Genomic DNA, 13,513 nt, shown 5'->3' with positions numbered 1-13,513 from the left:
CTAACAACATAATATATTTTAGGGAAATTATATTATAGTTTCTCTTTTTTTCGATAAATTTTTAAATTATAAATTCCAGTATCTAAATTTTTCCCCGTGTCAAACCATTGTTTTTCATTTTCTCCTACAATTTTTAAAAAGTCTGGATTATAATCTGCTCTAACTGTTTCTCTAGGATCTATATAGAAATTTCGAGAATGAGATATTTGTTTAAATTTTTTCTAAGTAAAATCATCTATAAAACCTTTAAAAAACAATTTAATATATCATAATGCACAATAATTGACTATTTTTCCTGATGGAGAGGAATACCCGAATTAATTTTATAAGTTGCTTAACATAAAATTAATTCAGTCATCGTCATACTCAATCACGAATTTCTAATTCTAATAAGTCTTCTAGTTTTGATAGATTGGGATTACCCACCAGATAACCGATACCTCGATGAAGATGTAGCCTAAATTGATTATTGAGAGTTTCTGGACTTGTATCAAAACCGTCTTGAACGCATCTATGTTTTAAAGCTAGAAACAAAATATCAGCTAAATCACCGCCGAAGGTTTGCCAACTCATTTCTAAATTACTATCGGCGGGAATGGGATAGGGTGCTGGTTTATGAATTTCTGCTAACGATCGACAAAATGCCCAACGACATAATACATTCCAGTTGTCAACTTTAGTGATTCGTTTGAGTTTCACTAATTGATCTTTTCCTTTCTTTGATAATTTGATTCTTTCTATGGTGGATAACATTTTTTACCTAAGTTCTGTTATTGATCATCTATTATTTACTAATTTGAACGGCGGAAATGATCGATCGAACTTCTGTAGTACCTTCTGACGGCTCGAAAGAAACAGGAAATTTACCTGAAGATAACAGCCGTAAGCCTAAAGGCATGATACTTAATAAGCCTTTTATATCTCGAAAATAATTCCCCATGACCATTAAACCAAATTTACGTTCATCAATCCAACCGCCATCTTTAACTAAATCGATTAATACTTTACGATGACGCACCGCTCGACTATCGTTAATATCTTTTTGGGCAAGAATTTCTCCTTTAATTTTACTAATTTGATCTAAAGGAGCAACATCCATGGGACAAACTTCATTGCACATCAAACAACGAGTACACCCCCATACTCCTCGATCGACACTATTATATTGTTCTAGTCTGTGTTCGGAATTGCTATCCCTCGAATCCGTTAACCAACGATAACTTTTTGCTAAGGCATGAGGTCCTGCAAATTCTGGATTAACTTCTTTGGCGTTACATTCAGAATAACAAGCACCACACATAATACAATTACCCGTTTGTTCTAATAATTCTCTTTCTTGAGGGGTTTGTAAAAATTCTTTTTCGGGAACTTGTCTCGCATTAGTACTAATATAAGGTTCGATCGATTCTAAATCTTGCCAAAAATTAGTCATATCCACCACTAAATCTTTAATTACAGGTAAATTATTCAGAGGAGAAATGACAATTTCTGGGATAGATTCCCCCCCAGAGGCATTAATTTTTTTTAATTCACCAGCTACATTTTCTTTACAGGCTAAACTCGATCGACCATTGATTTTCATGGCACAACTTCCACAGATAGTATTGCGACAATTTTTACGATAGGTCAAACTACCATCAACTTCCCATTTAATCTGATTTAAACAGTCTAAAATGGTGCTAGTGGGATTAACATCTAAAGTGTAGGACTGAAATTGAGGAGATAAATTAGCATTTTGACGGAGAATTTTAAAGGAAACTTTCATAGGAACTTTGTAAATTATTGATTAAATTATCTCTATTGTCATCGGTTAATTTATAACTGACAAGGAAAATTTCCTTAAGTTTTGTAAAACCAAATAAATTATCATCTTATTTTATTTTGATACTCTTATTTAACTATCATCCCTAAAAAATAACAATGATCAAGTATTTTTTTTCTGTTCAGTTTAGATAAAAACTTAACTTACTAAGGTATATTAATAATATTGATCAATTTTTTTTTGTAAAAAAGATGATTTAATGATCATTTTTTGTTATGATAAATTATCGTAAGAAATAAAATAACAATAAAGGTAAAAAATAAAATATGAGTGCAGAAACACCAACTCCTTTAGTGGGAAAATCCTTATTACAAAAAGTAAAAGAGTTATCCGCTATTCCTCGTCGTCAAAGAGCAAAAGCCTGTGGTTATTATACCCTAGGAAAAAATGGTAAAGAAAGAGTGAATTTAACGGAATTTTATGATGCCGTTTTAGCCGCAAAAGGTGTTCCTCTCGATCCAGAAAGAACAAAAGATGGAAGAGGTAGAGAAGCTACTTTTCGTGTTAGTGTTCACCGTAATGGTCAAATTGTCATCGGTTCTAGTTATACTCAAAAAATGGGATTAGAATCAGGGGATGAATTTGAAATCAAATTAGGTTACAAGCACATTCATCTAAAACAAGTAGGGGAAGATGGAGTAGATTTTGAGGACGAAGAATAATCGTTAATATTCAGATTAATGAATAGTAATGATTGAAAATTAACTCTTAGAAAGGACGAGAAAATTTGTATTTCTCCCACAATTAACCTTGTAAATAATAATGGTAAATATTGCAGGTGACTCAGTAATTGCTTTTTTTAATAATTCCCATTCAATGATAAAAATTATTTTATTCTTGATAATATGGGCGGTTATCTGGTTTCCCATCGCAATTCCCCTCGCAAGGTTAGTTAAATGGCAAATAGCCGCACCAATTTCCAACACACAAAAACTAACTTTTATTATCTCCCTCTACTCTTTATTGCCGATTCTGACTTGGGCATTATTAAAGGTAGAGGACATTCCCATCGCAAAAATAGGATTGATTTTTCAAGGTAGCTTTTTTAAGTCTATCCTATTAGGCTATGGTTTGGGTATTTTATCTATTCTTTTAGTGGATGGAGTTCAGTTGTTAGCAGGATGGTTAAAGTTTCAGCTTCCTGATGATAATACTCCTAATCTCTGGGCTAATTTGCCCTTACTTTTATTTATCAGTCTTTTTATTAGTTCGATCGAAGAATTAGTATTTCGGGGCATTTTTGTTCATTTTCTCGAAGTCGATTTTTCTTGGTTATGGACTGCCATCATTTCTAGTGCTATCTTTGCATTGTTACACTTAATTTGGGAACAAAAAAATACATTACCTCAGTTACCCGGATTATTTCTCATGGGTTTAGTGCTTTTTTACGCTCGTATCCTCAACAATTATACGATCGCACTATCTATCGGACTTCATGGGGGATGGGTATTTATTTTGGCTTCCGTGGATACCTTTAATTTATATACCTACAATCCAGAGGTAAAAAGTTGGTTAATCGGCAAAAAAGATCAACCCCTCGGAAGTGTTGCAGGTTTAATGGTATTGTTGATAACAACTTTATTACTTATTAATCTTCCAGCAATCTTTTAAAAAAGAGACTAATTAACAGCTAAAATGATATTGTCATAATTGAACTAATAATACGGCTCGATCGAACTATGTTTATCAAATGTACCACTCGTCATATTAGAATTTATACCGCAGAAATCAAAAATAACGAATTGATTCCCTCCAACCAAGTATTAACCCTTGATGTTGATCCTGATAATGAGTTTAATTGGGAAGAAGTTGCATTACAAAAAGTTTATCGTAAATTTGATGATTTAGTCGAGAGTTATAGCGGAGAAGACTTAACCGATTATAACTTACGCCGTATCGGTTCAGATTTAGAAGTATTAATTCGTAACCTCTTAAATAAAGGAGAAATTAGCTATAACCTTAACGCTAGAGTGCTTAATTATAGTATGGGTTTACCTAGGGTTGATGCACCAGAATCCGAAGGTAAATATCAGTTAAGTTAAAAGGGTTAAAACCCTTACTACAAACAAAAACAAATATAAAGTTAAGTTTGTAGTGGTGGCTTTAGCCATTTCTCGATAAATTTATTAAATTGATACAAAAATGAATATTTTATTACCCCTAGAGGGTTTTTTTTTGCTAACCGTCACAGGAATTATCATCTATTTATTAACTCCTCGCCGTTATCAAACTACAGATTCTGTAGCCACTTCCTATGATGAATGGACTCAAGACGGTATCTTAGAATTTTATTGGGGGGAGCATATTCACTTAGGGTATTATGGTTTACCACCTCGCAAAAAAGACTTTTTACAAGCTAAGGCGGATTTTGTCCATGAAATGGTGAAATGGGGAGGCTTAGATAAGTTGCCTTCGGGTACAACGGTTTTAGATGTGGGTTGTGGTATTGGGGGCAGTAGTCGCATCTTAGCAAAAGACTATGGTTTTTCTGTTACAGGTATTACCATTAGCCCTCAACAAGTGCAAAGGGCAACGGAATTAACTCCTCCTGATATAAATGCAAAATTTCAAGTAGATAACGCCTTATCTTTGTCTTTTTCTGACAATAGTTTTGATGTGGTATGGACTGTTGAGGCGGGTCCACATATGGAAGATAAAGCCTTATTTGCTAAGGAATTAATGCGAGTGCTTAAACCTAATGGTATTCTAGTTGTCGCTGACTGGAATCAAAGGGACGATCGAACTATACCCTTAAATTTTTGGGAAAAACCCGTTATGAAACAATTATTAGACCAATGGTCACATCCTGCCTTTTCCAGTATAGAAGGCTTTGCGGAACTTTTAGCCGAAACAGGATTAACCAAAGGGGAAGTAATTACCGATGATTGGACACCACAAACCCTTCCTTCGTGGTTAGATTCCATCTGGCAAGGCATCGCCAAACCCGCAGGATTAGTTAAGTTTGGAGTATCAGGTTTGATTAAATCCGTGCGAGAAATTCCCACTATTTTGTTAATGCGCTTGGCGTTTGGTAGTGGGCTTTGTCGATTTGGGATGTTTAAAGCCATTAAAAATGACTCAAAATAATGTTTGTAGTGATGGCTTCTCGCCAGTGACGTGGTATAATGACTCTTATAGTGGGGCTGGGCGTGTTCCTCACTATAAAATGCCGTAGTGGGAAAGAAGGAGTACCACGATGGAAGTTCAAGAAGGATAATTTCCGCTTGAAGCCTACACTCTACGAATGTGAGTGTATGGAGCGTCACCCATTCATTCAGTGGTGGTTGGTGGGCAATGCCCACCCTACATTTGTATAAAGGAATAAATTTTTTTTAACTTAACGCCCAGTTGACAAGAGTGCGCACAGCGAAACCAGTGCCTCCTTCGTTATCAATAGCGGTAGGTTTTTCCGCCCAAACAGGTCCAGCTATGTCTAAATGCGCCCAGGGGGTATCTTTGACAAATTGTTGTAAGAATAGGGCGGCGGTAATTGAGCCTCCTGCACGACTTCCTGTATTTTTCATGTCTGCGATCGAAGACTTCATTTGTTCAAAATACTTGGTTTCTAAGGGCATTTGCCAGAATTTTTCTCCTGCGGTTTGGGCGGAGGCTTTTAACTGAGTCGCTAAATCATCGTCAGATGTCCATAATCCTGCGATGTCGTTACCTAAAGCCACGATACAAGCCCCCGTTAAGGTTGCTAAATCCACCATGGCATCAACTCCTAATTTATCTGTGTAAACAAGGGCATCAGCGAGGGTTAAACGTCCTTCTGCATCGGTGTTGTTGACTTCGATCGTTTTGTCATTGGAGGCGATTAAAATGTCTCCGGGGTGCATTGCTTTACCGCTAATCATGTTTTCGGTGACGGCACTGATAAAGTGAATTTCTACATCTGGTTTCAACTGTGCGATCGCCTTCGCCGCGCCAAAAGTCGCCGCCGCCCCTCCCATGTCCATTTTCATGGTTTCAATTCCGCTACCACTAACCTTGAGGTTTAAACCACCAGAATCGAAGGTTAAACCCTTACCAACTATTGCCAATTTGCGTTTAGGAGTGTTTTGAGGTTTATAGACGAGATGGATAAATTTCGGGGGTAAATCGGAGGCTTTGGCTACCCCTAAAAATGCACCCATGCCCAATTTTTCGCAGTCTTCTTGTTCTAAAATGGTTAATTCTAAACCGTATTCTGAGGCTAAATTTTCAGCCATTTCTGCCATAGTAACAGGATTGAGGGCATTAGCAGGAGCGTTGACTAATTCTCTGGCTAAAATGACTCCTGATGCAATTTTTTCCGCTTTTTCGATGGCTTGAGGAGAGGCAGGTAAGTCTAATAATTCTATCGTTTCAAGGGTGATTTTTTGATTTTCTGTGTCGGATTTGAAACGGTTGTCTTGATGTAAAGCTAAAATTACTCCTTCGCTGATGACTTGGGCAAGTATCTCATTATCATAACCATCATGGTTAAGGGCGATCGACAAGGTTTTTAACTTAGCTTGTTTTGCTACCCTAGCGATGCTTCCTCCTGCTTGACGAAAAGAGTCGAGGGTGAGGTCTTCTTCTTTACCTAAACCGACTAAAATAATTTTGCGCAGAGCATTTTTGCCACCTATACGCTCGATCGAAGTAGTACCAGATTTGCCTTTAAACTCAGTTTCAGCAATTAATTCACTAATAGTACCATCTAATTTTTGATCTAATAATTTTAAATCCCCCGTCAATTCTACTTTGTCGGCAAAAAATCCGATGGCTAAAGCGTCACCACTCCAATTCAATTTAGAAATATTGCTAATTTTAATTTCCATAATGCAGTTTAAGCTCAATTAATATAACGTTAAAAATGTCGATTATTTTACTAATTTAGCTTAGATAGGGCATTTTTACTTAGAGTTTGCCCAAAAAGTTAAACGGGGAGGTACTTAGTACAGGAATAATTTGATCAGAAATAATTTATTATACTCAAAGTAAGAGAACAATTTTTCTTTTATTGAACATTATATATCGGGTTTTCTTACCCTTTTATATTGGGAAAAAATTAATCATGTACGAAGAAATTTTAAAGAAAATTAAATCAAAAATTCAAACTTTAGATTATGTTGTTACTATTCATGCTGAAGAAGAAATAAGCAATGATTATTTAAGTATTTATGATGTAGAAAATGGGATTAAAACAGGGAAAATTGTCGAGCGTCAACCTGATAAAATAACAGGAGAGTATAAGTATCGTATTCGTGGTTATAGCCTTGACAATGAAATGATCGAAACTATTGTCAAATTTAGTTTGACAGATAAAATTGTTATCATTACAGTATATGCACTATAAAAAATATTATTATTATGAAATGTGATCTTTGTGATTCAAAAAAAGCTAAAATTCGTTATATTTCTCGCAGTTATGGTAATGATGAAGAACTTTTTGTTATTGAAAATATACCTTTAATAAGTTGTCCAGATTGTGGAGAAAGTTATTTTACGGCTGAAACCATGAAAAAAATTGAGGCTATTAAACAACAGAAAACATCAATCTCTGTTGCTAAAAATATACTTGTAGCAAAATTTGCATCCTAAAATAAATTATAGAAATTTCTATCCTTATGATGCTCATTATTTAACTTTAGCTAATCGTTTTAGTGTGGAATTATGAATTGTCGATTCTCGATTATATAATGCTGTTTCTGATTCTTTACCTTGAGGTGAAGTCTTGCATCAAACTCAGGTACGGTTAAATGGTATAATTTGCCTTTGATTTTATCATTTTACCTCTAAAAATATTCAAACATGAGTGTTGAACTCCGAAGTTACGTTTATTTAGATAGATTACAACCTCAACACGCTTCCTATATTGGTACGGTTGCATTAGGTTTTTTACCATTGCCGGGGGATGCTTCTCTCTGGATTGAGATTTCTCCGGGTATCGAAATTAATCGCATTACCGATATAGCCTTGAAATCTGCTGTCGTACGTCCCGGAGTTCAATTTGTAGAAAGGCTTTATGGTTTGTTAGAGATTCATTCTAGTAATCAAGGGGAAACGAAAACCGCAGGAAAAGCTATTTTAGATGCTTTGGGGGTGAGTGAAAAAGATTGTTTAAAACCTGAAGTAGTCTCTAGTCAAATTATTCGTAATATTGATCCTTATCAAGCACAAATTATTAACCGTAATCGTCGTGGGCAAATGTTGTTAGCGGGGGAGACGTTATACGTTTTAGAAGTAAAACCTGCGGCTTATGCGGCATTGGCTGCCAATGAGGCGGAAAAATCGGCTTTAATTAATATTCTATCAGTTCAAGCGGTGGGGAGTTTTGGTAGGGTATATTTAGGAGGCGCGGAAAGGGATATTAAAGCTGGTGCGGCGGCGGCTTTGGAGGCTATCGCTAATGTGGGGGGAAGGATTTTAGGGGATGAAATTAAAGAGTAATAATTTAATAATTTTTGAGGAGGAGAAATCGATGGATAATCAGGAATACTGGGGAAATTTAATCAAAAATGTGGACAAATGGAATCAATGGCGATTCTATAATCAGGATGTTTCGATCGATCTTTCGGGGATGAGTTTTAGTAGTTATAATCTGGAAGGGATTAATCTAAGTAATTGTAACTTGACGGAGGCGAATTTTATCGGTGCTAATTTACGATTTGCTGATTTAAGCAATGCTGACTTAACGAAAACTAATTTGATTGGTGCTAATTTACGGTTAGCTAATTTAAGAAATGCAATATTACTTAATACTTTTTTAAGTCGATCGAACTTGAGTGAAGCTAATCTTAATCATAGCACGATCGTAGAATCTGATTTAAGTAACGCTATTTTCTACGAAACAGAATTAGGAGAAGCGTTAATATTAAAAAGTAATTTTACGAATGCTCAACTGATTAATACCCATTTAATTAAAGCAAATTTAGTTTTAAATAACTTTGAGAATACTGTTATTAAAAATGCTGATTTTCGTTGGGTAAAAAGTATCAAAAATAATTTGCTGAGTTAAGACTAAAAGTCAATCATTAATTCCTAAGCATTATTACCTCATAAATAACCTTAATAAATATGAATTTAGAGTTTTTACCACCTTCTAAATCTGGAGAATATTTAGCCACAAAAAATATTAATTTATATGCTAAACCAAACAGTGAAGAATTAGCAACCCAAATGGCACAAGGAAGACAGTTAAAAGTGATTTCTTCCTCGATTATTGAAGGCTCGATCGAGATTTGTTTATGTGAAGATAATTACATAGCATGGCTTTCAGTGGAAGATTTAACTTACTTAAAACCAGCGGAAAATCCTTATATTTCTCATGCAATATCAGAAGCAAAAATTGCTGATTTAATACCGCAAATTATTGAATTTACCTATCAGGCAATGAATACTCCTAATTACTATCTTTGGGGAGGTACAGTAGCTCCGAATTACGATTGTTCGGGTTTAATACAATCTGCTTTTGCTAGTGTCGGGGTTTGGATTCCTAGAGACTCTTATCAACAAGAAAACTTTGCTACTAAAATCCCTATTACCGAATTAAAAGCAGGAGATTTAATCTTTTTTGGCAAACAACGAGTTACCCATGTTGCTTTATATTTAGGTGATAATCAATACATTCATAGTTCGGGTAAGGAAATTGGTAATAATGGTATTGCTATTAATTTTATTAAACCAGAGTTTCCTCTCGATGATCAAGTTAGCCGTAATTATTATGCACAATTTTGGAGTTGTGGCAGAATCACTCAGAATCTTACTTAAATCTAAGTTTTGTCATAAAAATTCATATTTAGCGAAAATATGTATTAAAATAGATGAAACCTTAATTTGTTAAGAAATGTTAATTCCGATTCTGATTTTTGATGTTGCTCTTGTAGCTTGGTCATTGCATTTAATGCAACAAGCCTTTGATCATCGTGAATTTTCCTTAATGTTAGCAGGTGCATTAGTTGCTTTGTGTGCGGCGGCGATGATGGTAGTCTATTTTTTAGTCAACAATTGTTTATCTTATTTGGCTCATAGTAGTTTATAGTTGATTTTTTAATCACTTATTTTTTTAATACTATTATTATGAATAACCAATGATTTTCTCCTCATTTAATCATCCAGTTAGTTATAATTAAAGGTTGCTGAAAAAGTTTTCTGATCAAACGAAAGAATAGGCATTAATATTCTTGCTCATAATATTAGGTTATCTCACTTTGATTGTGATAAATTATAGCTTTTTTACTTTGAGTATGATAAATTATGTCTAAAAAAAGGTATTAAGTGAAATGCAAACCATAAATTTATAATAATTGCATTTTTAAAATACTAAAATTATTATATATCAAAGATTTTATTGGTTATTTATTATTAATTTGTCATCACTACTGTAGAAGCAGGGTTTTTTTAAAGTCAGGATAAAATTGTATTTTGTAAGTTCAATTTCCATCAAAAATATCATGGTTTCTAATAATAATTGATTTTCTAATCAGAAAAAATGGCTAGATTTCTTACCAATTATAGTTTTTAATTAAACCAAATTTTGAGAAAGAAAAAACCCTGCGGTAGAAGAGCCTAATATTATTTTAGGGGTAAATATAATGATTAATTATTTAATTAAATTAACCCTTATTCTATTAAATATCTTTAATGTCTATGGTAAAAATTGACTGATTTTTTTCTGTGGTGTTTTTTTAGGTTAAAATAATAAAAAAACTATATTATTTCTATGAAAGTTTTAATTGCTGAATTTGATTTATTTCATAAAATTGGAGGAGGGCAAACTTTTTATTGCCGTCTTATTGAAACGAATCCAGAGATAGAATTTTACTATTTAATTATAGAAGAAAATTTTAAAGTCGATCGACCCAATAATTCTAAAGTTATACCTTATCAGCAACAATATTTAAAGTCAGATTTAAACGGATTATCGACTAATTTACCTTTAGAAAAATTATCTCGTCCTTTTTTAATTGCAAGTAATATTAGTTATTCTTTAAAAGGTTTAGATTTTGACATTATCGACTATCCTGATTATGAACAATACGGACTTTTTTTAGAATCTGCTTTAACTTTTTATCAAGTAAAATTTGAGAAAATTGTTATCTCTTTACATGGTATTGTCTCCCAAAGTTTACACCATGATTGGATGCTCGATCGAACTTATATTAATAATTTAGAATTTGCAGAAAATTTACAATATCAAACTGCAAATATTCGTTATGGTATCAGTAAAAATTATTTAGAATGGTGGCAAAAAAAAAGCAATTTCCCTAATTATTATTTACATCCTTTCTCCTTTCTTAATTTAACTCCCAATATTAATTATATTCCATCAGATTCAAAACCTAGTTTAAACTTTATTGGTAGAAAAGAAAAAGGGAAAGGAGTCGATATTTTTGTTAATTTAGTTAGTTTTTTATCAAAAAATCTCTATAGTGAAGTCAATATAATTGGCGGTAATCCCGAAACCTTAGATGGCAAAACAGGAGAATTTTATTTACAAGAAATGTTAGCCTTACGTTTTAGTCAAATAAATATATTACCTCCTGTTAATCGCTACGCATTACAAGAAAAATTTAATCTCAATGCCGTAACAATTTTACCCTCTCGATTTGATACCTTAAATTTAGTTGCTTTAGAATCATTATTTGCAGGTTGCCCAACTATTATCAGTGAAAAAGCTGGAGTATGCCGTTTTTTAGAAGATAATTTTCCTCAGATACCTTTTATCAAATTAGATATAAATAATTTTTATTCATCCTTACCTGAAATTATCGAACTTCTCAGCAATTATCAAGAATATCGTTTGAATTTAGAAGCAAAAATATCTCTTATTTCTCCAGAATTGATACCAAGAGAATTAACAATTAAAGATATTTATAATCAATGTAGTAATTATGATCAAGAAATAAGAGAAAAAACAAATCAATGGTATCAAGAATTAATTAATTATGCTCATAAAAAACAATATTGGGGTAAACCACAATTTATTCAAATTACTAAAAAAATAGTTAATCCTATAGTTAATCTAGGAAAAAAGCAAATAAGTCAAATAAAAAAGCAAGTAAATAATAGAAAAAATATTGTTACTAATCAATTAATTAAAAGTCTCTTTTTTGCCTCTAAGTGGAAAATAATCGAGAGTTTAACGGAAAATTCAGCTAAGGAAATTGATGATAAAATTCAACAATTAAAAAATTTAAGTCATCCTCTTAAAACTGATACTGAAAATATTAATAAATTTAAAACAGGATATTATATAAATCGTCTGAAAATTTGGCAAGAGATAGCAAGATTAGAAAATATTAGGGGAAATCAGCTATTATCTGCTACTTATCACCTCAGAATTATTCGTCTTCTTAATGAAGATAGATTTAATCAGTTAGAAAATGTTAGTCAAATTTTAGTTAATCATAATTTTCAAGAAGAAGCATCGTTATTAAATCTACTTTATTCTCCCTCTCAAAATTCTCCACAATTAGTTTATGAATATCTATTAAATAATTACCAAAATTTACTTAACTATCAGGAAAAATCCTACGAATTTATTAAGGATTATCGTGAGCAAAAAAATTATCGAGTTTCGGTGATCGTTTCGTTGTACAATGCAGAAAGTAAACTGGAGTGTTTTTTGTCAATTTTAGCTCAACACACGATCTTCCAAAAACAAGACGCTGAAGTTATTTTAATTGATAGTGGCTCACCACAACAGGAATATCAAGTTTTTCAACAACTTTTACCTCATCTGAATATACCGATAGTTTACGTCAGAAGTGAAGCAAGGGAAACTATTCAAAGCGCTTGGAATCGTGGTATTTTACTCTCTCAATCTCCGTACATCACTTTTCTTGGGGTAGATGAGATGATGACTATGGATGCTTTAGAAATTTTAGCACATAAGCTCGATCGAAATCCTGATTTAGATTGGGTTGTGGGGCATAGTTTAGTAACGGAAGTGGATGAGAAGGGAAATTGGATTAAAGACTTGATGACGTATAACCGCCGTGGATTTAGTCAGAATTTAGTTTATCTTGATACTTGCTATTTAACCTATGTGGGGGGTTTATATCGTCGTAATTTGCATAGTCGTTTTGGTTTTTATGATGAGAAATTTCGAGGCGCAGGGGATACAGAATTTAAAAATAGAGTCTTACCTTATATTAATTGTGATTTGGTCGATCGAGTTTTAGGGATTTTTTGGAATTATCCTGACGATCGAACTACCCAAAGTCCATTAGCGGAAATTGAAGATATAAAAGCATGGTATTTATATCGCAGTTTAGGGGGAATAAAATATAGTTTTGCCCATAAAAATACTCAAGAATTAGAACAATTATTATTACATTGTCTTAGTTATCGAAAAAGTTTTTTAAAGGAAAATAGTACCGATTTTACCTTAGCTTATGCTCTCATTTTATGGTTACAAGAAAATCAAGATCGATCGAACTATTTACCATTAGGTGAAGGTATAATTAAAATGCAGAATCAATATCATCAACTAGAATATTTAACCTCTGATTCTTTAATTTATTATCATCTCTGGCAAACAAAACAAATAGCCAAAAAAATCAGTTATTCCCATGAACAAATATTAGAGAAATTAGACACAAATAATAAACTTAATCTCCAGTATCATCTTTTCAACGATAACCGCTATCAACAACACTTTTTATTATGGTGAAAAATTAACAATTAACAACTCCCCAACTCCCCAACTCCCTAATTCCC

The 13,513-nt window shown here is 33.0% G+C and carries 14 protein-coding genes; 11 read left to right on the top strand and 3 right to left on the bottom strand.

The window, feature by feature from the left end; genetic code table 11:
• Window positions 1-366: 366 nt before the first annotated feature.
• Both dndE and SYN6308_RS08850 read right to left on the bottom strand, forming a co-directional pair.
• Entirely contained in the window at window positions 367-753 is a 387-nt protein-coding gene (gene dndE, locus SYN6308_RS08855; RefSeq protein ID WP_017294081.1) for a DNA sulfur modification protein DndE, read from the bottom strand.
• Window positions 754-784: 31 nt separating this feature from the next.
• Window positions 785-1,765, bottom strand: a complete 981-nt coding sequence (locus SYN6308_RS08850) for a succinate dehydrogenase/fumarate reductase iron-sulfur subunit (RefSeq protein WP_017294080.1) — start codon at window positions 1,763-1,765, stop codon at window positions 785-787.
• Between the two features lie 323 nt (window positions 1,766-2,088).
• On the opposite strand from SYN6308_RS08850, the gene SYN6308_RS08845 reads away from it, so the two are divergent.
• The 4 genes from SYN6308_RS08845 (at window position 2,089) to SYN6308_RS08830 (ending at window position 4,909) form a co-directional block, all read left to right on the top strand.
• Window positions 2,089-2,484, top strand: coding sequence for an AbrB family transcriptional regulator (locus SYN6308_RS08845; protein ID WP_017294079.1), 396 nt, complete (start codon window positions 2,089-2,091; stop codon window positions 2,482-2,484).
• Between the two features lie 100 nt (window positions 2,485-2,584).
• Window positions 2,585-3,433, top strand: coding sequence for a CPBP family intramembrane glutamic endopeptidase (locus SYN6308_RS08840; RefSeq protein WP_017294078.1), 849 nt, complete (start codon window positions 2,585-2,587; stop codon window positions 3,431-3,433).
• A gap of 68 nt (window positions 3,434-3,501) precedes the next feature.
• The gene (gene ndhM, locus SYN6308_RS08835; protein WP_017294077.1) at window positions 3,502-3,864 is read left to right on the top strand and encodes an NAD(P)H-quinone oxidoreductase subunit M; all 363 of its coding nucleotides are present in this window, start codon (window positions 3,502-3,504) and stop codon (window positions 3,862-3,864) included.
• Between the two features lie 100 nt (window positions 3,865-3,964).
• Complete coding sequence (locus SYN6308_RS08830; RefSeq protein WP_017294076.1) at window positions 3,965-4,909, top strand: methyltransferase domain-containing protein; 945 nt, start codon at window positions 3,965-3,967, stop codon at window positions 4,907-4,909.
• A gap of 245 nt (window positions 4,910-5,154) precedes the next feature.
• Here the strand turns inward: SYN6308_RS08830 and SYN6308_RS08825 are convergent, their stop codons facing one another.
• The gene (locus tag SYN6308_RS08825; RefSeq protein WP_017294075.1) at window positions 5,155-6,627 is read right to left on the bottom strand and encodes a leucyl aminopeptidase; all 1,473 of its coding nucleotides are present in this window, start codon (window positions 6,625-6,627) and stop codon (window positions 5,155-5,157) included.
• A 236-nt stretch (window positions 6,628-6,863) separates the two neighbouring features.
• Between SYN6308_RS08825 and SYN6308_RS08820 the strand changes: the two genes are divergently transcribed.
• The 7 genes from SYN6308_RS08820 (at window position 6,864) to SYN6308_RS08790 (ending at window position 13,466) form a co-directional block, all read left to right on the top strand.
• Complete coding sequence (locus SYN6308_RS08820) at window positions 6,864-7,145, top strand: DUF4258 domain-containing protein (protein WP_017294074.1); 282 nt, start codon at window positions 6,864-6,866, stop codon at window positions 7,143-7,145.
• A 14-nt stretch (window positions 7,146-7,159) separates the two neighbouring features.
• Window positions 7,160-7,390, top strand: coding sequence for a type II toxin-antitoxin system MqsA family antitoxin (locus SYN6308_RS08815; protein ID WP_017294073.1), 231 nt, complete (start codon window positions 7,160-7,162; stop codon window positions 7,388-7,390).
• 210 nt (window positions 7,391-7,600) lie between these two features.
• The gene (locus SYN6308_RS08810; RefSeq protein WP_017294072.1) at window positions 7,601-8,239 is read left to right on the top strand and encodes a microcompartments protein; all 639 of its coding nucleotides are present in this window, start codon (window positions 7,601-7,603) and stop codon (window positions 8,237-8,239) included.
• A 31-nt stretch (window positions 8,240-8,270) separates the two neighbouring features.
• Window positions 8,271-8,807, top strand: a complete 537-nt coding sequence (locus SYN6308_RS08805; RefSeq protein ID WP_040467167.1) for a pentapeptide repeat-containing protein — start codon at window positions 8,271-8,273, stop codon at window positions 8,805-8,807.
• 59 nt (window positions 8,808-8,866) lie between these two features.
• On the top strand, window positions 8,867-9,559 hold the full coding sequence (locus SYN6308_RS08800; protein WP_017294070.1) for a C40 family peptidase: 693 nt from the start codon (window positions 8,867-8,869) through the stop codon (window positions 9,557-9,559).
• Window positions 9,560-9,635: 76 nt separating this feature from the next.
• A complete protein-coding gene (locus SYN6308_RS08795; RefSeq protein WP_017294069.1) occupies window positions 9,636-9,830 on the top strand; it encodes a hypothetical protein in 195 nt (64 codons plus the stop codon).
• A 681-nt stretch (window positions 9,831-10,511) separates the two neighbouring features.
• Window positions 10,512-13,466 (top strand): glycosyltransferase, encoded by a 2,955-nt coding sequence (locus SYN6308_RS08790; protein WP_017294068.1) that lies wholly within the window; start codon window positions 10,512-10,514, stop codon window positions 13,464-13,466.
• Window positions 13,467-13,513: the final 47 nt, after the last annotated feature.

It is taken from the genome of Geminocystis herdmanii PCC 6308 (genome assembly GCF_000332235.1).
GTDB lineage: Bacteria > Cyanobacteriota > Cyanobacteriia > Cyanobacteriales > Cyanobacteriaceae > Geminocystis > Geminocystis herdmanii.
The sequence above is the reverse complement of the archived record's forward strand: the minus strand, read 5'-3'. Positions and strand labels throughout refer to the sequence as shown.